This window comes from Nonomuraea sp. NPDC049141 (assembly GCF_040648415.1).
Lineage (GTDB): Bacteria > Actinomycetota > Actinomycetes > Streptosporangiales > Streptosporangiaceae > Nonomuraea.
Genome location: NZ_JBEZDR010000028.1, coordinates 180,901 through 201,400, shown reverse-complemented (window position 1 = coordinate 201,400; position 20,500 = coordinate 180,901). Strand labels below are relative to the sequence as shown.

Below are 20,500 nucleotides of genomic sequence, written 5' to 3'. Positions count from 1 at the left end.
CGTCTACCAGGAGCTTCTTTACGTTACCGACCGAACACCGGCATCGCGATCACGCTGTGACCAGGGCGCTCGCCGGGGAGCCTGAAATGGGTTCAGTGTCTCGATTTCAGTGGGACCGTTGACTATCTGACCCTCGACTGCGGTTTCCAAATAGACTATGTCGGGCGATCCTCTGAAGCTCGCGATCACGAATGCCCCGGTTAGACCGGCATGCGCGCGCACTTCAAGCGGGATGACTTGAATGGTGATTCGGGGCCGCTGAACCAATTCGCGAAGCTGCTCCAGCTGCTTGCGCATGACTTGCGGGCCGCCGATGGGACGGATCAACACGGCTTCGTCCAGGGTTGCCAAGAACATGGGCGGGTCCGGCTTGGTGAGAACCAGACAGGGTAGATGTCCCTGCCGATCAAAGGCCATAGACGGACGAGAGCGCCATCCGTCTCCAATGCGTCATCACACTTCTCCGCGAACTCCCTTGTCGGCGCACGCTTGGCCGTCTCGATGAGACCGACAAGAGATGTGGAATAGGAGATCCTTCTCGCGAGCTCCTTCTGACTCCATTGCGCCGCTTCCCGGTATTTACGGAGTTCGGAACCCCAGTAAGCAAGAACGCTCGCGTTCGCGTCCAGCTCGCTCGGAGAGGGCCTCACTACTCCTGTCCTACAGGGACTACACGAATCGTTGTGTGTCCTACCAAAGACGCAACTGAATCTGCGGGTTCACCGCTGGAGGCATCCAACTACCGAACGTAGCCACTTCGCTACACATTTGGAAGGGCAATCCGACTGCAAACATAAACCGCGCCGAGAGGAGACGGACAACGATGATCGCTCCCGCTCTGCTGACCCGGACGCCTGCCGTCCACGCCGCCGGCCAGCTCAGTAACGCACTGAAACAGCACGGGATCTTCGCTGACGTTCATGATGGCTACGGCGTCGCTCTGGTGTCGGTCTGGTTTGACCTTCTGGTCTGGACGGACGGCTTCGTCTACCGCTGGTGGACGGGGCAGATCTCGGGGCGGACGGGCCGACGGCTCTACACGGTCTACAACGTGGAAAACCCGGCTACCGTCGCCCGTTGTGTCGCGAGTCGGTACGTCCAACTACATCAAAGCCGCTCGTTGTTGGAGCCGGTCCACGGGGACGCATCGTGATGTCGCTGGAGGAGTGCCTGAGCCCGCATGTGGCCATGACTCAGCGCGATCACACTCGGTTGAAGTGGAGCAAGCCGTACCGGACCTCTGATCGCATAAGGCCGGTGGACTGGACCTGCGCTTGCCGCGCCACGGTCTACGAACTGTGCGAGGGCCGCGGGCAGGCGTTCATCCGGCGAATCGTTCAGTTTGACCGCAAGCAGGAGATCCACGAGACCAGCCGATGGTCTCTCGCCGAAGCTCGGGTGATCTGGGCGGCGTTGCTGTCCGGTAGCGCCTGGTAGACGGCGTGGCGGCGTGGGATCTGGAGGGACGGCGTCGCCACGCCTATCAGGGCGTCGAGAAGCACGAGTTGTCAGGCCGTAACACGCGGCGGATCAGGCAGGAACGGCTGTGGGCGGCTCGACGCGAGACCTCCGGCGATAGACCGCCAAGGCGCCCATGCACAGGACGGCCAGCAGGAGCGTGGTCGGCAGGCCGGTGAAGGGCCCGGCCAGAGCCGCCTCTCCGGCCAGTGGGCTGGCCTTCGGCTGGCTCAGCAGGAGCACGGCCATGTCCGGCGGGCGCTGGCCCGGCCCGGCCACCACGAAGACCTGGCTGGCCAGCCAGAGCGACGTTGCGTGGAAGGCCATGGCCGCCCAGAGACCGCGCCCGGTCAGCGTGAGCAGCGCCGCCAGCACCGACCAGAGCACCAGGTTGGTCGCGAGCACCCAGTGGAAGGTGTGCAGCGGCGCGATCAGCATCAGGGGGCCGAAGAAATGGAAGAGCGCGAACGCCGCGGACGACAGGGCGATGCCCGCGGGCACGCCCCACCGCGCCCCGGCGCTCTGCAGGATCCAGCCCCGGTAGAGGATCTCCTCGATGGCGATCATCATGATCCTGGACAGGTAGGACACGGGCAGCAGGTAGATCAGGGCGGAGTCCCACAGCGAGCCGACGACGCGCAGGTTGCCCGTGGCGTACTGCAACACAAGCCAGCCCGCGATGAAGGCCGCGCCCAGGCCGAAGCCGATCAGGTGCTGCCGCCAGGCGTCCCTGCCCCAGGTGAGGCCGAGCGAGGCGAACGGCCGCTTCTCGTAGAAGCGCGTCCAGAGCCACAACAGCACGAAGATCGGTGCGTGCTGGATCACGGTCGTCAGCAGCAGCAGGATCGCGAGGAGCGGGCCCGACTGCCTGCCGGGGAAGAGCATGCCGAGAGGCAGCAAGAGCGCCATTCCGATGACGACCCCCGCGGCGTAGATCAATTGCGCCAGCAGGACCGCCACCAGCGGATGGGTGCTGCGTGTCGCGGCATTGACGAAATCGTGGTTCATATGCCTGAACGTAGAGATCGGCGTAGCCGGGCGAATCCTGCGCGAGACCGATCCCGGCCTGTCCTTCCATATGTCGCAGGTCATGTTCGGCCGCTCAGCCCGAGGGCTCCGCCGTCCCCGCTGTTAGCGTGGAAGCGTGGCTGATCGTTGGACACATGGCACCGATGAGCGCGCCCCCTACATTCTCAGCGCCCTTTTCTACTGTTCGGATCTGATGCTGCTCTGGGCCCTGCTCATGGCGGCGGGCGCGGGCCGTGTGCCGTGGGCGTACTGCGTACCGCCCGTGGTGATGCTGGCCGGCTGGCGGCTCCTGCGATGGAATCGCGCGGCGAGGCCTGGCCGCAAGGCGCTGAGCCTGCTTTTCGTACTGGCCTCACTGGGCGGGATGGCCGTCGGAGGCGCGATCACCACCATCCCGTTGGTGGTGGTGACCATCGTGCACGTCGTCTGCGTGTTCGGGCTCGGCGGCGGCACCGGCTTCAGTGTGGCCGCGACGCTCCTTTCCCTGATCGGCAATCTGATGGCGGGGCGCGGTTCCTCGGCGCTGGGCGAGGCGACCGTGATGGCCGTGTTCACCGTGTGGGCGCTGATCACCGCCCGCGTCCTGCTGGGCGCCAGGCAGCGCGCCGGCGACAACGAGCGGCTGCTGGCCGAGCTGACCGGCGCCCACGCGGAGCTGCGCCGCTACGCCGCCAGGGTGCGCGAGCTCACGGTGGCCGAGGAGCGGGCCCGGATGTCGCGCGAGATGCACGACTCCGTCGGCCACTACCTCACGGTGATCAACCTTGGTCTGGAGAACGCCCAGCGCTACCGCGAGGCCCGCCCCGGCGAGGCGTGGGCCGAGGTGCGCCAGGCCCAGCAGCTCACGGTCGAGGCCCTGGCCGACACCAGGCGCTGGGTGCGGGCGCTCAAGCCGCTGGCGCTGGAGGGCAAGGCGGGCGCCGCGGCCCTGGCCGAGCTGGCCAGGTCGTTCGAGGGCACCGGGCTGGACGTCGTGTTCCGTGCGGAGGGTACGGAACCGGCCTTGGCGGAACAGGCCGAGCTGGTGATGTACCGGGCGCTGCAGGAGGGGCTGACGAACGCGGTGCGCCATTCGGGAGCGCGGCACGTGGAGGTCGTGCTCGGCACCGCGGACGACCGCGTCGAACTGGCCGTCACCGACGACGGGCACGGCGCGACGGACGAGGAGCTCGGCGCCGGGCACGGCCTGACCGGGCTGCGCCAGCGGGTCGGCGCCCTCGGCGGCTCGCTCCACGCCGGAAGCCTCACGGGCGGCGGGTTCGCGTTACGGGTCAGCCTGCCCGCCGGAGTGGGGGTGGGTGTGTGACCGTACAGGTGCTGATCGTCGGAGTGGGGGTGGGTGTGTGACCGTACGGGTGCTGATCGTGGACGATCAGGTGCTGATGCGCCAGGGCCTGCGCAAGCTCCTGGAGCTGGAGGAAGGCATCGAGGTCGTCGGCGAGGCCGCGGACGGGCTGGCCGCGCTCGACCTGATCCCCTCGGCCCGGCCCGATGTGGCGCTGGTCGACGCCCGGATGCCGAGAATGGACGGGATCGAGCTGATCGGCCGGCTCGACATCCCCGCGATCATCCTGACCACGTTCGACGACGACGACTACATCTTCGGCGGCCTGCGTGCCGGCGCCCGCGGCTACCTGCTCAAGGACACCCCGCCCGACGAGCTGGTGGCGGCCATCCGCAAGGCGGCCAGGGGCGAGACCGTGCTGGGCGGGGTCGCCGCCGAGCGGGTGGTCGCCGAGCTGCGCAGCGCCCCCGCCCCGCCGCACCTCGCCGACCAGCTCTCCGAACGCGAACACGAGGTGGCCGTCCTGGTCGGCGATGGCGCGACCAACCGGGAGATCGCCAGGCGGCTGTTCATCACCGAGGGCACGGTGAAGAACCACATCTCCAGCATCCTGCGCAAGCTGCGGCTACGCGACCGCACCCAGCTGGCCATTCACATCGCCAGGTCAAGCTAAGCCGTGGCGTACGGCGTACAGGGCGGCCTGGGTGCGGTCCTGGACGCCGAGCTTCATCAGCACGTTGGACACGTGGGTCTTGACCGTCTTCTCGGCGACGGACAGGCTCCTGGCGATCTCCCGGTTGGACTGGCCGGCCGCGATCAGTGCCAGCACCTCGCGCTCCCGTTCCGTCAGCGACACCGGACCCATCGATGTCGTCGGCGAGCCGTTCGCGCCGGTCAGCATCGCCTCCGCCGCCTCGGGGGCGAGCAGCACCTGCCCCCCGTGTACGGCCCGCACCGCCTGCACGAGCGCGTTCGGATCGACGTCCTTGTACAGGAACCCGGCGGCGCCCGCCCGCATCGCCGGAGCCACGTCGGACCGGTCGCTCACCGAGGTCAGCACGATCACCCTGGGCAGCGCCCCCGAGAGCCGGGCCAGCGCGCCGAGCCCATCCAGCACCGGCATCTTCAGATCGAGCAGCAGCACGTCGGGGACGAGCTCGCCGGCCAGCGCGACGGCCTCGGCCCCGTCGGCCGCCTCGCCGACGACCGTGATGTCCTCCTGGAGGTCGAGGAAGGTCCGCAGGCCCTGCCGCACCACTGGATGATCGTCGGCGATCAGCACCCGGATCAAACGCCTACCTCCACTCGGACCGTCGTGCCCTCGTCGCGGGGCGAGGCCACGGTCATGACGCCGCCGACGGACTCCGCCCGGTCCCTCATCGACACCAGGCCCAGGCCGCGCGACTCGGCCTGTTCGAAGCCCTTGCCGTCGTCTCGTATGGTCAGCACCAGCTTGCCGCCCTCGTCGCCCAGGCGTACCTCTACGAGGCCGGCGTCGGAGTGCCTGAGGGCGTTGTGCAGCGCCTCCTGCGCGACCCGTAGCACCGCCACCTCGATCGCCGAGTCGAGCGGCGGCAGCTCGTCGCCCTCGAACGTGACGCGCGCGGGGTGGAGCCGGTCGAGCAGGCGCACGTGCTTGCGCAGCGTCTCCGCCAGGCCGTGCCGGTCGAGTTCGGCCGGGCGCAGCTCGACGATCACCGCCCGGAGCTCGGCCAGGGCCTCGCCCGCCAGACGCTGCACGCGTTCGAGCTCGGCGGCGGCCTCGTCCGGGGCGCTGCGCAGCAGGACGGCGGCGGACTGCGCGGTCAGCCGGAGCGAGAACAGCTTCTGGGTGACGGCGTCGTGCAGCTCGCGGGCCATCCGGTTGCGCTCTTCGAGCATGGCCAGCTCGCGGCCCCGCTCGTACAGCCGCGCGTTGGTCAGCGCGATCGCGGCGTGCGCGGCGAACAGCGTGAGCAGGTCCTGGTCCGCCGGGGTGAAGCCGTCGGGGGCGCGCTTGTTGGCCAGGAAGATGATGCCGAGCACTTCGTCGCCGTCGCGGATCGGGACGCCGAGGAAGTCCTTCATCACCGGATGCGCCTTGGGCCACCACTCGAACCTGGGGTCCTCGCGCAGGTCGGGCAGCCGCACCGGAGCCCCGTCGCGGAGCATCGCGCCGAGCATGCCATGCTGCCTGGGCAGCGGGCCGATCGCGTCCCACTGCTTGTCGGTGAGCCCCTCGGCGACGAACTCGGCGAACGAGCCGTCCTCGTCGGGCACGCCGAGCGCGGCATAGCGGGCGTCGAGCAGCCGCTGAGCCGAGCGGACGATGACCTGCAGCACCTCGCGCACCGAGAGGTGCCGGGTGACCGCGAGCACGGCGGTGCTCACCGCCTGCATGATCTCGTCTCTGTCGGAGGCTCTGTCGGAGGCCACGGGATCCACTCTATGGGCCTGGGCCTCCACGCCCACGCCCCATTGGTCCTAGGTCCATCTGCCCAGGACGAGGCGAGCCCTCAGCCCGATGTCCGGCCGCCACCGCACTCCTAACGTCGAGACATGACGAACACCGCACTGATCACCGGCGCCTCCCGCGGCCTGGGTCTGGCTCTGGCGACGACACTCGCCGCCGCCGGGTGGGAGCTCCTGCTCACCGCCCGTGGCGCGGCGGACCTGGAGCGGGTCGCGGCCGAGCTGGGCGCCACCGCCATCCCCGGCGACGTGACCGACCCGGCGCACGTCGAGCGGCTCGCGCGGGCCGTACCCGAGCTGGATCTGCTGGTCAACAACGCGAGCGGGCTGGGCGTGACTCCGCTGCCGCCGCTGGCGGTGTACCCGCGGGAGGAGTTCGGGGCGCTGCTGGAGACCAACGTGATCGCTCCCCTGGCCCTCATCCAGGCGACGCTGCCCGCGCTGCGCGCCACGCGCGGCGCCATCGTGAACATCACCTCCGACGCCGCCACCGGCGCCTACGAGGGCTGGGGCGCCTACGGCGCCACCAAGGCCGCCCTGGAGCAGCTCTCCAACGTGCTGGCGGCCGAAGAGCCCGATCTGGCCGTCTGGTGGACCGATCCCGGCGAGATGAACACCCGCATGCTGGCCGACGCCGTCGGCGCCGAGGAGGCGGCCGGCGCCACGGATCCCGCCAAGGTGGCCGCGGCGCTGTACGACCTGGTCAGGTCCCGCCCGGCGAGCGGCCGGGTGAGCCTGCAATGACCGCCGCGCTCGACTTCGCGCTGCCGGACACGCTGTCGGCGCACGAGCCGCCCGAGGCGCGCGGGCTGACCCGCGACTCGGTGCGCCTGCTGGTCTCGCGCGGCTCGCTCCCGCCGGAGCACCACCGGTTCACCGACCTGCCGGGATTGCTCGACCCCGGTGACCTGATCGTGGTCAACAATTCGGCGACCTTGCCCGCCGCCATCAGGCTCGACCGGCTCGCCGTGCACTTCTCCACCGCGCGCGAGGACGGCACCTGGCTGGTCGAGCTGCGCCGCCGTACCTCCAAGGCCTCCGAGCCGTACGGCGGCGGCGAGCCGGGCGAGTGGCTGCCGCTGCCGGGACGGGCGACGCTGCGGCTCATCGAACGCGAGACACCGCGCCTGTGGCGGGCCGTGCTCGACCGTGACGTTGAGGCGTACCTGCGCGATCACGGGGTGCCGATCCGCTACTCCTACGTGTCCCGAGACTGGCCGCTCGACTCCTACCAGACCGTCTTCGCCACCGTGCCGGGCAGCGCCGAGATGCCGAGCGCGGCCCGGCCGTTCACCGCCGAACTTGTCACGGCTCTGGTGGCGCGCGGCGTCGGGATCGCGCCGATCACCCTGCACACCGGCGTCGCCTCGCCGGAGAAGGACGAGCCGCCCTACGCCGAGCGCTACGAGGTGCCCGCGGCCACGGCGCGCTTGGTCAACCTGACCGCGGCGAACGGCGGGCGGGTGGTGGCGGCCGGGACCACCGTGGTGCGCGCGCTGGAGACGGCCGTCGGCGGCGACGGGCAGGTGGCCGCCTCGGCGGGCTGGACCCGGCACATCGTGACGCCCGCCATCGGGGTGAAAGCCGTGAACGGGCTGATCACCGGGCTGCACGAGCCCAGGTCGAGCCACCTGATGATGCTCAGCGCGATCGCCGAACGGGAGCCGCTCACCCTCGCCTATGAGGCGGCGCTGCGGGAGGGATACCTGTGGCACGAGTTCGGTGACACCCACCTGCTGCTGAGCCGATAGTGGCCCCTCGTGCTCATGCGGCGGAACGTGCGCAGTAGCCTGGCTCAATGTGGACCAGCGCACCCTCCTGATTACCTTGACCGGCCCAGACCGGCCGGGCGTCACTTCTCGGCTTTTCTCGGTTCTCTCGGGCTTCCCGGTGACCGTGGCCGACATCGAGCAGGTCGTCATCCGCGGCCGGCTCACCCTGGGCGTGCTCGTCGCGTACGCGGGCGGTCCGTCGACCGGCACGGGCAGCACCCTCGGCGCCATGTGGACCGCCGTCGAGCGGGTGGCTGAGGACCTCGGCCTGGAGCTGGAGCTCTCCACCGGCTCGCAGACCAAGGAGCAGCGCCGGCGTGGCCGCCTGTCGGTCAGCGTGCTGGGCGCGACGCTCCAGCCCGCCGCGATCGCCGGGATCGCCGGGCGCATCGCCGCCGCCGGCGCGAACATCGACCGCATCGAACGCCTCGCCCAGTGGCCGGTCACCTGCATCGAGCTGTCGGTCTCCGGCGCCGACCCGAGCGCGCTCCGCGTCGAGCTGGCCGCCGAGGCCGCCGCCCTGCACGTCGACGTGGCCGTGCAGCGCACCGGCCTGTCCCGGCGGGCCAAGCGGCTGGTCGTCATGGACGTCGACTCCACGCTCATCCAGGGCGAGGTCATCGAGCTGCTGGCCGGGCACGCGGGCTGTCTCGAAGAGGTCGCCCGGGTCACCGAGGAGGCCATGCGCGGCGAGCTCGACTTCGCCGAATCACTGCGCCGCCGGGTCGCACTGCTGGAGGGGTTGCCGGCGGAGGTGTTCGAGCAGGTACGCCAGCAGGTCGTGCTCACCCCCGGCGCCCGTACGCTGGTCCGCACGCTCAAGAGGCTCGACTACCGCTTCGCCATCGTCAGCGGCGGCTTCACCCAGATCACCGACTCCCTGGTCGACGACCTCGGCATCGACTACTCGGCGGCGAACGTCCTGGAGGTCGTCGACGGCAAGCTCACCGGCCGGGTCGTCGGCGAGATCGTCGACCGGCCGGGCAAGGCCCGCGCGCTGGAGCGCTTCGCCCGCGAGGCGGGGCTGCCGATCAGCCAGACGGTGGCCATCGGCGACGGGGCCAACGACCTCGACATGATCGCGGCGGCCGGGCTCGGCATCGCGTTCAACGCCAAGCCGGTCGTCCGGGAGGCGGCGGACACGGCGGTCAACACGCCTTACCTCGACTCGATCCTCTACCTGCTCGGGATCTCCAGGGACGAGGTGGAGGCGGCGGACGCCGAGGACGGCGTACTCAGCCGGTGACCTCGCCCTTGGGGTCCCAGCGCGTGACCAGCTCGGCCTGGCCCGGCCACAGGTCCACCCAGTCGGATTCGGTACGGATGACCGCGAACGAGCCCGGCCGGAACCCGTAGTCGCCCCCGGCCAGCGAGATCGCCAGCTCGTGCACGCCCGGGTTGTGACCGCACAGCACCACCGTCCCGAGCTCCGGATCGGTCAGCTTGACCAGCGCGAGCAGCTCCTCGGGGTAGGCCTGGTAGACGTCACGCTCGTAGCTGACGGCCACCTCGGGGAAGGCCAGCTCGGCGGTGCGCCGCGTACGCAGGGACGGGGAGCACAGCACCAGGTCGGGAGCCAGCCCGAGGGCCCGCACCTCGTCCCCGGCCCGCTTCGCGTCGCGCTCGCCCCTGTGCGTCAGCGGGCGCTCGCTGTCCTCCAGCCCGGGAATCTGCGCGGCCTTGGCGTGGCGGAGCACGATCAACGTACGCACGTGCTTCATCATCCTCTCGTCGCCCACACGCCCAGCGCGACGATCACGGCGAGGATGGCCAGCATCGCCAGCAGGATGTAGGCCAGCGTCTTGCCGCCGCTGGGCGGCTTGTCGTTCATCCGCCCAGTTTCCCACCGGGGTGCCGCGGGTGCCGCACCTGACCCTCCGTTTCTCGCACGTGAAACGCCCGCTCCCCCAGACCTCGGAGGAGCGGGCGTCCGGACGGGGTCGCTACGAAGCCACCGGCTCGTGCTCCCTGTTGTTGTCGTTGCTGGTCGATTCGCTGGAGACCGAACGGCGCTTGGAGACGAGGATCGCGCCGACCACCACGCCCACCGCCACGACCGTGATCCCGATGCGCAGCGCCGGGTTGCCCGCGTACAGGACCACCGCCGGCGCCACCAGGAGCGCCACCAGGTTCATCACCTTGATCAGCGGGTTGATGGCCGGACCTGCCGTGTCCTTGAACGGGTCGCCGACCGTGTCACCGATGATCGTGGCTTCGTGGGCCGCCGACCCCTTGCCACCGTGGTGTCCGTCCTCGACCAGTTTCTTGGCGTTGTCCCAGGCACCGCCCGAGTTGGACAGGAAGACCGCCATGAGCGTGCCGCACGCGATGGCCCCGGCCAGGAACGCGCCCAGCGGCGCGTAACCGAAGGCGAAGCCGACCGCGATGGGCGTCATGACCGCCAGCAGGCCGGGCGTGGCCAGCTCGCGCAGCGAGTCACGGGTGCAGATGTCGACGACGCGGCCGTACTCGGGCTTCTCCGTGCCGTCCATGATGCCCGGGTGGTTGCGGAACTGGTCGCGTACCTCGAAGACCACGCGCATCGCGGCCCGTCCGACCGCGCTGATCGCCAGGCCGGAGAAGAGGAACACGACCGCCGCGCCGATGACCAGACCGACGAGCACGTTGGGCTGGTCGATACTCAGGCTGAACGTGGAGAACGCGCCGAGCGCCTCCTTGACCGACTGAGTCGCATCGGTGAGCTGCGTCTCCACGGCCGTGCGGAAGGCGCCGAACAGCGCGGTCGCCGCGAGCACCGCCGTGGCGATCGCGATGCCCTTGGTGATGGCCTTCGTCGTGTTGCCGACGGCGTCGAGGCTGGTGAGCACGCGTGCGCCCTCACCCTCGACGTCGCCGGACATCTCGGCGATGCCCTGCGCGTTGTCGGAGACCGGGCCGAAGGTGTCCATCGAGACGATGACCCCGACCGTGGTCAGCAGGCCGGTGCCGGCCAGCGCCACCGCGAACAGCGCGATCGTCACGTTCCCGAAGCCCAGCAGGAACGCGCCGTAGACCGCGCCCGCGATGATCAGCGCCGAGTAGACGGCCGATTCGAGGCCAACGCTGATGCCCGCCAGGATGACGGTCGCGGGGCCGGTGGCCGAGCTCTCGCCGATCTCGCGGACGGGACGCCTGGTCGTCTCGGTGAAGTAGCCGGTCAGCAGCTGGATGGCGCTGGCCAGGACCAGACCGATGATCACCGCGCCGATGGCGATGAGCCTCGGGTTGGCGGTGGACTGCACTGCTGAGCCGGTCAGCTCGGCGAAGGTGTCGGGCAGGTACCAGAACGCCGCCGCCGCGACCAGCACCGCGGAGATCGCGGCCGAGATGAAGAAGCTGCGGTTGATGGCGGCCATACCACTGCGGTCGCCGTCGCGCATCCGGGTGACGAAGATGCCGATGATCGCGGTGAGCACACCGATCATGGGCACGATCAGCGGGAAGATCAGTCCCTGCTCGCCGAAGGCCACCTTGCCCAGGATGAGGCTGGCGACCAGCATGACCGCGTACGACTCGAACAGGTCGGCGGCCATACCCGCGCAGTCGCCGACGTTGTCGCCCACGTTGTCGGCGATCGTCGCCGCGTTACGCGGATCGTCCTCCGGGATGCCCTGTTCGACCTTGCCGACCAGGTCGGCGCCCACGTCGGCGGCCTTGGTGAAGATGCCGCCGCCGACTCGCATGAACATCGCCAGCAGTGCCGCCCCGAAGCCGAAGCCTTCGAGGACACCCGGCGCGTCACCTTGATAGACGAAGACGACAATGGCCGCGCCGAACAGGCCGAGGCCCACGGTGAACATGCCGGCCACGCCGCCTGTACGGAAGGCGATGCGCATGGCGCGCTTCTCGCCCGAATCACGGGCGGCCGCCGCGACGCGTACGTTTCCGCGTACGGCCAGCCACATGCCCATGAAGCCGGTCAGCGCGGAGAATACCGCCCCGACCACGAAGAAGATCGAGCGGCCGATGCGCACATCGGTCTCACCCGGTAGTAGGAGCAGCAGGAAGGGGATCACGACGACGAAGACCGCCAACGTGCGGAACTGCCGCGCGAGATACGCGGCGGCCCCTTCCTGTACGGCACGGGCGATGTCCTGCATGCGCTCCGTGCCCGCGTCGGCGGACAGCACTTCGCGCACCAGGCCGCCGGCGACGGCTAGGGCGATCAGTGCGACCGCGGCGACCACGATCACGATAGTGAGATTGTTACCGCTCAGGGCCAGATTGGACGCTGGCTCTGCGGCCAGCAGTTGCCTAAACATCGTTCTCCTCGGCAAGACCGGTCGTCCTGCCCGGGCGGTGCTGCAAAGATCGGCGGGCTGGTGCGGCACCATCCGGGTTGTGGGTGCCGCTTCCGGATGAGTCCGCAGTTTCGCCGGATCACCTTGGCCGGTGCCGGGAGTCTACGCACGGGCTGCGCGGATATGAAGGCTCTGCCGGTCGCTATTTGGCCACGCGTCCAGTAATCCCCTGCCAGCACGGCGATTTGCCATCTGACAACCGATATTTCCGCCGGTTTACGGCCATGACAAGGTGCCCGAAACGACACGCCCGAAACCTGGGATTCGGTCGCGCCGGAGCTCTGGACTGGCTGTAGCTCTGGACGGGCTGGAGCTCTGGACATGCCGAAGCCGAGCCGTGGGCACCACGACTCGGCCTTGTAGGGAGGCCCTATGGCTGTCGGCTGGCGGAAGCCATGGGTGCCGGGCCTCGTATCGGCGCCCGGCCCCGTATCACCAGAGGACCGTCCCCCTGGACAGGGCCCAGCCACGGTCGGCGGTTGGGGCCCACCGTGCTGTGCCGTAAAGAAAAAATTATGCTTGCGTCGGTACGTGACCGTTGCGCGCGGCGGGCCAGCTCATGCGGATGCGCATCCCCTTGGGACTGGGGAACACTTCCACGTCATCGGCCAGCCCCGCGATCACCGCGATGCCGAACCCTGACATGAACGAGTCGGACAGCATGCCCAGATCGAGAGGTTGCTCCTGCTTGATCTCGTCGCTGGGAGCCTGATCGCTGACCGTTACCTCGAACCGCCCCGAATCGTCTTTCAGCTCGATGCGGATGGGCTCTCCCGGGCAGTGTGCGCGATGCGCCTCAACCGCCCGGGAGCAGGCCTCACCGACGGCGAGCCTGACCTCGTCCAGCAGTGACTCCTCCACGCCTGTGCGCCGGGCGATCGCCGTCGCGACCAGCCGGGCGGTCCGCACATGCGCGGGGAGGGCGCTGAACGTGAGCTCGACGGTAGCCATCACTACTTGTCTTTGCCGTGAGCTTCCTTGGCCTCGTCGACCGAAGCGTAGATCCCGAAGACCTTGGTCAGCCCGGTGATCCGGAAGATCTTGAGGATGCGCTCCTGCGTGCACACCAGCTCGAGCGAACCGTCGTGCGCCCGAACCCGCTTGAGCCCCCCGACCAGGACACCGAGGCCCGTCGAGTCGAGGAAGTCGACCTTCTCCATGTTGACGAGAAGGTGGAAGTTGCCCTTGTTCACCAGGTCTATGAGGAGCTCACGCAATCTCGGCGCCGTGTAGACATCGATCTCACCCTCGACCTCGACGATGGTGAGTCGGTCCTCGTTGTGGTGATCCAACTTCAGATCCACAGATCCTCCAGCGCCTCGCCTGCGAAAGTACCCTTGCGGGCCTGGCAGTCTGGAACGGGGCTCCAGACCGTCTGACCCCGACGCGCGGCATTCAACCACGCGTCTGGCTTGTGTCTATACGAAATCACGATTCCCGGCGACTTTGCCCACGGATGCAGACTGGAAACAGTGACTTCCTCCGCTTCCTCCCCACACCGGCCAGGTCCACTCCTCCGGCACCTGCTCGGAGTTCCCGCACGTCATGAGCGTGTCACCCATGTGGAGCATGTTCCAGCACGTCAGGCTGGTCAAGCGGGATGGCCGAATTGGGCGCCGGAACTCTTGGTTACGCGCTTGGCGAACCGCGGCATCTCGGGATTGTGGCCACACCAGTACGAAGCCGCCGACCTAGCCCATCGTGGCCGAAACGTGATCATTTCTACCGGAACGGCGTCCGGGAAGTCGCTGGCGTACCTCACTCCGGCCGTAGCCTCCTGCCTCGACGGCGGCACCGTCCTCTACCTCACACCCACCAAGGCCCTGGCCGCCGACCAACTCCGCAGCCTCCGCGAACTCCGCATCACACAGCTCCGCGCGGCCTGCTTCGACGGCGACACCCCGTTCGAGGAACGTACCTGGATCCGGCAGCACGCCAACTACGTACTGACAAATCCCGACATGCTGCATCGAAGCATCCTGCCGCGGCATGCCCAGTGGTCATCGTTCTTCCGGCGGTTGCGCATGGTCGTGGTGGACGAGTGCCACGGGTACCGCGGGGTGTTCGGCTCGCACGTGGCGCAGATCCTGCGCCGCCTGCGCCGGATCTGCGCCCGATACAACTCTCAGCCCGTTTTCCTGCTGGCCTCAGCGACCGCCAGCGAACCCGGGGCGTTCGCGATGCGCCTGACGGGGCTTGAGATGGCCGAGGTGACGTCGGACGGGTCTCCGAAGGGTGCGACGACCATCGCGCTCTGGGAGCCGCCCCTGACCGAACTACGGGGCGAGAGAGGCGCTCCAGTGCGCCGCACCGCCACGGCCGAGGCCGCGGACCTCCTCACGGACCTCGTCCTGGCGAACGTCCGCACCCTCGCTTTCGTCCGCTCACGCCGCGGCGCCGAAACGGTCGCCCTCGCTGCCCGCGCCAAACTCGCCGACGTCGCTTTTTCCCTAGGTGGTACGCCTGGGGCGCCCACGGGCGGCTCAGGCACGCAATCGGGTACGAGCGCCCCTACGGCCGGTGCTTTCGGCACGCCACCACTTCCCACAGTCCAGGACCTCCCCACAGCGGCCCCTGACCAGGGAGCCGCAGCACCCACCGACCGCAACGCCCTCTCTCGGCCCGCAGACCACGACGCCCCCTCAGCACCCACCCACCGCGGCACCCCCTCGCAGTCCCCAGACCAGGGTGCCGCCTCGCAGTCCCCAGACCGCGAAGCGCCCACTCTGGACCACGACGGACCCTCTCAGCCGCCGGGCCGCAGCATCACCCCGCCGTTCCTCGACCACGGCGGGGACGTCCCCTCGGCGTCCGCTGATCGCGAGGCGCCCTCGCCGCCCCCAGACCAGGGCGCACTGTCCTGGGCGTTGCCCGATTCCGCCGACTGGGCCGACCTCCCGGACCGAATCGCCGCCTACCGGGCCGGGTACCTCGCCGAAGACCGCAGACTGCTCGAAAAGGCCCTCCGCTCGGGCTCCATCATGGGCCTGGCCACCACGAACGCCCTCGAACTCGGCGTAGACGTCTCCGGCCTGGACGCCGTCCTCATCGCCGGCTGGCCGGGCACCCGAGCCTCTCTCTGGCAACAGGCGGGCCGAGCAGGCCGCGACGGCCAGGAAGCTCTCGCCGTACTCATCGCCAGGGACGACCCCCTAGATACCTACCTCGTACACCACCCCCAAGCCCTTTTCGGCCAGCCCGTAGAGGCGATCGTGCTCGACCCGGACAACCCGTACGTCCTCGGCCCCCATCTCTGCGCCGCCGCCGCGGAGATCCCGCTGACCGACGCCGACCTGCCCGTCTTCGGCCCCACTGCCCCGAACGTCCTCGCCGACCTCGTCACGCAGGGCCTGCTCAGAAAGCGTCCCGCAGGCTGGTTCTGGACCCGGCGCGAACGCGCCACCGACCTGGCCGACATCAGGGGCGGCGGAGGCGCGCCCATCCAGGTGGTGGAGTCCGCGACCGGCCGCCTCCTGGGCAGCGTGGACGAGCCGTCCGCCCACACCACCGTGCACACCGGCGCCGTCTACCTGCACCAGGGCGAGACGTACCTCGTAGAGCTCCTCGACCTGGAAGCCGGGGTCGCCCTCGTAGGCAGTTCGCAGCCCGACTACACGACGTTCGCGCGCGACATCACGGACATCTCCGTCCTCGCCTCCCTGCGTTCGCACGACCTCGGCCCCGGCAGCCTCCACTTCGGCGAGGTGGAGGTGACCCGTCAGGTGGTCTCGTACCTCAAGCGCCGCCTCCAGTCCGGCGAGATGCTCGGCGACGAGCCTCTGGACCTCCCGCCGCGTACCCTCCGCACCCGCGCGGTCTGGTGGACCCTCCCCGCCTCAGAGGTGGCCGCCCTGGCCGAGGAGGGCTTCGACCTGGGCGGTGCCGCCCACGCCGCCGAACACGCCGCCATCGGCCTCCTCCCCCTCTTCGCCACCTGCGACCGCTGGGACATCGGCGGCGTCTCCACGGAACTTCACGCGGACACGGGCCTGCTGACGGTGTTCGTGTACGACGGTCATGAGGGAGGCGCCGGCTTCGCCGAACGCGGCTACGCCCGTGCGACCGACTGGCTCACGGCCACCCGCGAGGCCATCGCCTCCTGCGAGTGCGAACGCGGCTGCCCATCCTGCATCCAGTCCCCGAAATGCGGGAACGGCAACGAGCCGCTGGACAAACGCGGCGCCATCCACCTTCTGGACACCCTGCTCCGCTCCACTCCCACCTCGGTCTAGCCGAACACTCAACCACCCGAAGCCTGGATGTATCCAAGCGAAACCACCCTCGGCCGATTCCTCCGGCATACAGGGCGGAGTCGATGAGATCGCAGGCCGGGGACCGGGGCCGGGAACCCGGACTGCAGACCGGGACCGGGACCCGGACCGAGGACCCGGACCGAGATCGGAGACCGGAAGACGGGTCGGGTTGGCCGTGAGTTAGCTGTCGCCGCCGCGATGGCGGTGACCGGCGAACGCGCTCTCATCCTCGTCAGCCGCCCAAAAGTCACCCGCCCCGGGCTGCGGGCGCTCCCAGAAGCCGCTGTCCTCCATGGCTCTGGGCGACGGCGGCAGGTAGTCGTCCCAGCGCTGTTCGATGCGTACGTCGGGCGGGGTGACGGCGGCGGCCGACTCAGGCACCACGATCACGGCCGAACTGGGCAATGCGATCCGAATAGGCTCCTGGCGGACCTCCCGACCGTCCAGATCAGCCCGCATCCGACCGCCCTGGTCAACGCCCTCTCGGTCAGCTCCCGTCCGGCCACCCTGATCGACAGGCGCCCCGACCTCCTGCTCGATAGACACCCAGTCATCCTGATCGGCACCCATGTCCGCGTCGCTGAGGTGCAGCGGGAGAGCAGCACGCACCTCCGCTCGAGCCAACCCCTGCCCCGGCCCCTGAGCCCGACCGACACTCGGCCCCTGTTCAGAACGCCAGGCTGCGGCGGATGGCGTGGCGGGTAGATCCGAGGCCGCCGCCAGATTGAAGCGATCGGACGCAGCAGCCACACCGAACTGCCCAGACACTCCCAGACCAGGCCGATCGTGCGCCCCCATACCGGACCGATCAGGAACCCCCGCACCCAACCGATCAGACGTCGCCAGACCGGATTGATCCGACACGCCCACACCCGATCGATCGGGACCCCCCGCACCGAGCTGGTCAGACACTCCCAAACCGAGCCGGTCGGACGCCGCTGAGCCAGGGTGTTCCAAAGCCTGCATGCGAGACCGTACGGGCGCCTGCGCGCCTGACCGTTCCGGCGTACGCGGGGCCCCCGAAGCCTGAGGCTGAGGGCGCCCACCAAGCCGCTCTGACGCGCGAGAAAGCTCCGCCCTCCGGACGACGCCAGACCGCTCCGGCGCACCGGACTGTTCGGGCATTTGCGTACGAGAATGCTCACTGGCCGAACGGACCTTGGCAACGGCCAGGACCACCGCCGGACGCCGGGGCACCGAGGTAGTGGCGGACGGAACGCTGACCGTACTGAGCTGCGGCGAAATGCCCGGACTGGGCGAAGCGGCAGCCGCGTGCGACGTCGACCCCCCAGCTGTTGCAGCAGCTCCAGCGAGAGACCGGCGACGCGCCCACGCGCCTCCATGCGCGGCCAACAGCAGCAAGACGAGCCCACCTGCGACGTACAGGCCGTACTGGCCGATACTTCCGGTCGGCGACTCCGATGACTGAGCCTTCACCTTGGAGTCGACAGGAGCGGATTCCGCATCGCCTTTGGTGTCGTCGGGAGTGAGTCCGTCGGTCTTGCCCGAGTCTCCGGTCGTGTCAGCGGTCGGAATCGGGAGGTTGCCCTTGGGGTCGGTGTCGGGCATGGCGGGGAGCTTGTCGGTGCTCTTCGTCGTGGTCGTCTTGCGCGTGGGCACGGCCGTGGGCTGCGTGTGCTTCTTGCCGGGCAGCGTCGGCAGGGTGTCGACGCCCTTCTTGGTGGTCGGCGTTTCCTGTTTCGTAGCGGTCTTCTTGGGCTTGGCGGCTGGGGGAGCGGGAACGGTCACGTACGCGGCGCCGGAATTGCCCGACCCGATCGACCCCCCGTCACCGTCGCCCCTGAACGCCTTCACGGTGAAGCCCACCCGCTGCCCAGCCGCCTTGGACGGTACGGCGAGCACGGCCTTGCATGATGATCCGGAACAGGCGCTGTCGGCGGGCAGCCTGCCCACGATGCCGGACTGGCTGGTCGCGACCTCGTACGACTGGAGATCGGGCTCCGAACCCTTGCTCCATGTCACCACGATCTTCTCGGTGCCCTCCAGGGCCGCGGCGACGTTGTCCGGCGCAGCGGCGGGCCGCCTCAGCTTGAAGGTGCTCGTCGCGTAAGTGGTGCCGGTGATCTCGCCCTTGAGAATAACGTTGAAGGTCCCGTTGGGGACGCTGCCGGCGTCGAACGTACCGGAAAGCGTCTGGTTGGCCCCTCCGCCGGCGACCTTCTGCTTGGCGGTCGAGGGCCCCTCCACGTACACGCCCATGTTGAGCTGCATCACACCGGTACGCGCTGAGATCGGCACGGATCCGCTCGTGACCACCTGACCGTCGGACGGAGACGTGATCTCCCCAGGGCTCGCGCCTTGCCGCATCACCACGGCCGCCTGAGCGGACCCACCGAGCACGATGGATCCCGCCACGACCGCCGTCGCGACTATCGCTCTGCCAACCACCGTCACGGCGCTTCCCTCCATAGAGAGCCTCGCGCCGCCTGACCACCCTGGGGCGTTCACGCGACGACCGGAAGTGCAGTCCGCTCGGCCGACATAGATCATCGACCGCCCCTGAATCCGCACCCTAATGGCTCAGATCCGGGCTATCCCAGACTCCGGTCCCAGACGGCATGGACTCACGGGTAAGCGGCACCTTATGTGAGCTATCTAACTCTTGGACACTCTGTCTAAGAAGTCGTAATTCGATTGCGACCTAGCCCCGACAGCCCCAGAAGCCACATTGTTCTGCGAAGCGAAAATCGCCTCTGCTTTCACGAACATTGCGCTAAATACCGGCCCCGCCCGGCCCCAACCCCCAGCGCGAACAAGGCCCGACCCTCTCAAAAGGGCAGACTCCGCACGGTGACCCCGCAGCACGGTAGCCGGGAGGTGGGAGGCGGGAGGGGCATGGAGCCAGGACCCGGGCTATAGGACAGGACGATGCAGCCACAAACGGGTCGCCGTCACACTCTCAGTTCCACACGTTCAGCCTCGGCGGCAACGTCGTCAGACCGGCTGATCGATCTACGCTTCCCCTCATGACTGCTACACCCCAGCGTGGTGGTTCTTTCTACGACTCGCCTACGACCTCTCAGAGGTATCTCGACCATCGTCACAGCGGGGTGACGAGCCCCAATCACGTCATGGAGGAGCCCGCGCTACTGGACGTGATGGGCAAGGTCACCGGCTTGCGGGTTTTGGATCTCGGTTGCGGGGACGCGGCCATCGGGCGGACTCTGCTGAACGCTGGCTGTAGTAGCTACCTGGGTCTGGACGGCTCTGCGGTCATGGTCGAGGCAGCCAGCGAAACCCTTCAGGGCACCTGTGGGCGTGCTGAGCAGGTGGATATGGAGGACTTCGCCGCCCCGCCGTCCTCGTTCGACCTGATCGTTTCTCGTCTCGCACTGCACTACGTCGAGGACTTTGCGGCGGTGTTGATGGCGTGCCATGCATGTCTTTCTCCTGGTGGGCGGATTGTTTTTTCGGTTGTTCATCCCGTTCTCAGCTCCTATGACGCCGGGACAGGAGAGCCGCGCACGAACTGGATCGTCGATGACTACTTCCTCAAGGGGCCACGGCAGCGCAGCTGGTTGGGCGGCAGCGTCACCTGGTTTCATCGAACGGTTGAGGACTACGTAGATGCGCTGGTGAACGCCGGGTTTGCGCTGTCAGCTCTACGTGAGTGCGCTCCTCGGGAAGAGCGGTTCGACGGCGACTTGGCCGAGATGGCGCGTCGCCGCCGCGTTCCGCTCTTCCTGTTACTCGGTGGCACGCGGATCTGACCAGTCCAGGAGAACCGCCGGATAGGGTCTTTCACCTGCGGTCTTGTGTACTCGCCCGAATCACCGTGGTGGTCTGCCGCGCCGAGCGGGGCCGGATGTCCACGCCCTGGCTGAGCAACGTCCAGGTCACCCACTTGCCCGCCCTCGTTCACCAGGTCCATCGGTCTTGGGTTGCTTGTGCGCGCCCTTCCGTGTCCACCTCACAGGCTGGCGCGTTCTG

19 protein-coding genes are annotated in these 20,500 nt (G+C 68.8%); 9 read left to right on the top strand and 10 right to left on the bottom strand.

Annotation, left to right across the window (positions count from 1 at the left end):
• Nucleotides 1-18: 18 nt before the first annotated feature.
• Nucleotides 19-417 carry a DUF5753 domain-containing protein gene (locus tag AB0B91_RS54435; RefSeq protein ID WP_358339403.1) on the bottom strand — a complete coding sequence of 133 codons (399 nt, stop codon included), beginning with the start codon at nt 415-417 and terminating at the stop codon, nt 19-21.
• Complete coding sequence (locus AB0B91_RS54430) at nt 324-650, bottom strand: helix-turn-helix transcriptional regulator (protein ID WP_358339402.1); 327 nt, start codon at nt 648-650, stop codon at nt 324-326. Before AB0B91_RS54430 ends, AB0B91_RS54435 begins: the two co-directional genes overlap by 94 nt.
• 173 nt (nt 651-823) lie before the next feature.
• Between AB0B91_RS54430 and AB0B91_RS54425 the strand changes: the two genes are divergently transcribed.
• On the top strand, nt 824-1,153 hold the full coding sequence (locus AB0B91_RS54425) for a hypothetical protein (protein ID WP_358339400.1): 330 nt from the start codon (nt 824-826) through the stop codon (nt 1,151-1,153).
• Nucleotides 1,150-1,437, top strand: coding sequence for a hypothetical protein (locus tag AB0B91_RS54420; RefSeq protein WP_358339398.1), 288 nt, complete (start codon nt 1,150-1,152; stop codon nt 1,435-1,437). The genes AB0B91_RS54425 and AB0B91_RS54420 overlap by 4 nt, the downstream gene beginning before the upstream one ends.
• A gap of 93 nt (nt 1,438-1,530) precedes the next feature.
• Here the strand turns inward: AB0B91_RS54420 and AB0B91_RS54415 are convergent, their stop codons facing one another.
• Entirely contained in the window at nt 1,531-2,466 is a 936-nt protein-coding gene (locus AB0B91_RS54415) for a CPBP family intramembrane glutamic endopeptidase (RefSeq protein ID WP_358339396.1), read from the bottom strand.
• A 136-nt stretch (nt 2,467-2,602) separates the two neighbouring features.
• Between AB0B91_RS54415 and AB0B91_RS54410 the strand changes: the two genes are divergently transcribed.
• Nucleotides 2,603-3,793, top strand: coding sequence for a sensor histidine kinase (locus AB0B91_RS54410; RefSeq protein ID WP_358339394.1), 1,191 nt, complete (start codon nt 2,603-2,605; stop codon nt 3,791-3,793).
• A gap of 37 nt (nt 3,794-3,830) precedes the next feature.
• Nucleotides 3,831-4,445 carry a response regulator transcription factor gene (locus tag AB0B91_RS54405; protein WP_358339392.1) on the top strand — a complete coding sequence of 205 codons (615 nt, stop codon included), beginning with the start codon at nt 3,831-3,833 and terminating at the stop codon, nt 4,443-4,445.
• Here AB0B91_RS54405 and AB0B91_RS54400 read toward each other — a convergent pair.
• On the bottom strand, nt 4,437-5,063 hold the full coding sequence (locus tag AB0B91_RS54400; RefSeq protein ID WP_358339390.1) for a response regulator transcription factor: 627 nt from the start codon (nt 5,061-5,063) through the stop codon (nt 4,437-4,439). The genes AB0B91_RS54405 and AB0B91_RS54400 overlap by 9 nt on opposite strands.
• Nucleotides 5,060-6,187 carry a GAF domain-containing sensor histidine kinase gene (locus AB0B91_RS54395; RefSeq protein ID WP_358339388.1) on the bottom strand — a complete coding sequence of 376 codons (1,128 nt, stop codon included), beginning with the start codon at nt 6,185-6,187 and terminating at the stop codon, nt 5,060-5,062. The genes AB0B91_RS54400 and AB0B91_RS54395 overlap by 4 nt, the downstream gene beginning before the upstream one ends.
• Before the next feature lie 123 nt (nt 6,188-6,310).
• Between AB0B91_RS54395 and AB0B91_RS54390 the strand changes: the two genes are divergently transcribed.
• The 3 genes from AB0B91_RS54390 to serB are packed head-to-tail and all read left to right on the top strand — an operon-like array spanning nt 6,311 to nt 9,241.
• Nucleotides 6,311-6,967, top strand: coding sequence for an SDR family NAD(P)-dependent oxidoreductase (locus tag AB0B91_RS54390; RefSeq protein ID WP_358339386.1), 657 nt, complete (start codon nt 6,311-6,313; stop codon nt 6,965-6,967).
• On the top strand, nt 6,964-7,974 hold the full coding sequence (locus AB0B91_RS54385) for an S-adenosylmethionine:tRNA ribosyltransferase-isomerase (protein ID WP_358339384.1): 1,011 nt from the start codon (nt 6,964-6,966) through the stop codon (nt 7,972-7,974). Before AB0B91_RS54390 ends, AB0B91_RS54385 begins: the two co-directional genes overlap by 4 nt.
• 49 nt (nt 7,975-8,023) lie before the next feature.
• Entirely contained in the window at nt 8,024-9,241 is a 1,218-nt protein-coding gene (gene serB / locus AB0B91_RS54380) for a phosphoserine phosphatase SerB (RefSeq protein WP_358339382.1), read from the top strand.
• On the opposite strand, the gene AB0B91_RS54375 is transcribed toward serB, so the two are convergent.
• The 4 genes from AB0B91_RS54375 to AB0B91_RS54360 all read right to left on the bottom strand — a co-directional run bounded on the left by AB0B91_RS54375 (nt 9,231) and on the right by AB0B91_RS54360 (nt 13,600).
• Nucleotides 9,231-9,707 (bottom strand): histidine phosphatase family protein, encoded by a 477-nt coding sequence (locus AB0B91_RS54375; RefSeq protein WP_358339380.1) that lies wholly within the window; start codon nt 9,705-9,707, stop codon nt 9,231-9,233. The two genes, serB and AB0B91_RS54375, sit on opposite strands and share 11 nt — an antisense overlap.
• A gap of 231 nt (nt 9,708-9,938) precedes the next feature.
• Nucleotides 9,939-12,257, bottom strand: coding sequence for a sodium-translocating pyrophosphatase (locus AB0B91_RS54370; RefSeq protein ID WP_358339378.1), 2,319 nt, complete (start codon nt 12,255-12,257; stop codon nt 9,939-9,941).
• 552 nt (nt 12,258-12,809) lie between these two features.
• On the bottom strand, nt 12,810-13,247 hold the full coding sequence (locus AB0B91_RS54365) for an ATP-binding protein (RefSeq protein WP_219529099.1): 438 nt from the start codon (nt 13,245-13,247) through the stop codon (nt 12,810-12,812).
• A gap of 2 nt (nt 13,248-13,249) precedes the next feature.
• Nucleotides 13,250-13,600, bottom strand: coding sequence for an STAS domain-containing protein (locus tag AB0B91_RS54360; RefSeq protein WP_020542579.1), 351 nt, complete (start codon nt 13,598-13,600; stop codon nt 13,250-13,252).
• A 408-nt stretch (nt 13,601-14,008) separates the two neighbouring features.
• Between AB0B91_RS54360 and AB0B91_RS54355 the strand changes: the two genes are divergently transcribed.
• Complete coding sequence (locus AB0B91_RS54355; RefSeq protein WP_358339376.1) at nt 14,009-16,528, top strand: DEAD/DEAH box helicase; 2,520 nt, start codon at nt 14,009-14,011, stop codon at nt 16,526-16,528.
• A gap of 201 nt (nt 16,529-16,729) precedes the next feature.
• Here the strand turns inward: AB0B91_RS54355 and AB0B91_RS54350 are convergent, their stop codons facing one another.
• Complete coding sequence (locus tag AB0B91_RS54350) at nt 16,730-19,060, bottom strand: hypothetical protein (protein WP_358339375.1); 2,331 nt, start codon at nt 19,058-19,060, stop codon at nt 16,730-16,732.
• Between the two features lie 581 nt (nt 19,061-19,641).
• Between AB0B91_RS54350 and AB0B91_RS54345 the strand changes: the two genes are divergently transcribed.
• A complete protein-coding gene (locus tag AB0B91_RS54345; protein ID WP_358339373.1) occupies nt 19,642-20,280 on the top strand; it encodes a class I SAM-dependent methyltransferase in 639 nt (212 codons plus the stop codon).
• Nucleotides 20,281-20,500 lie beyond the last annotated feature (220 nt).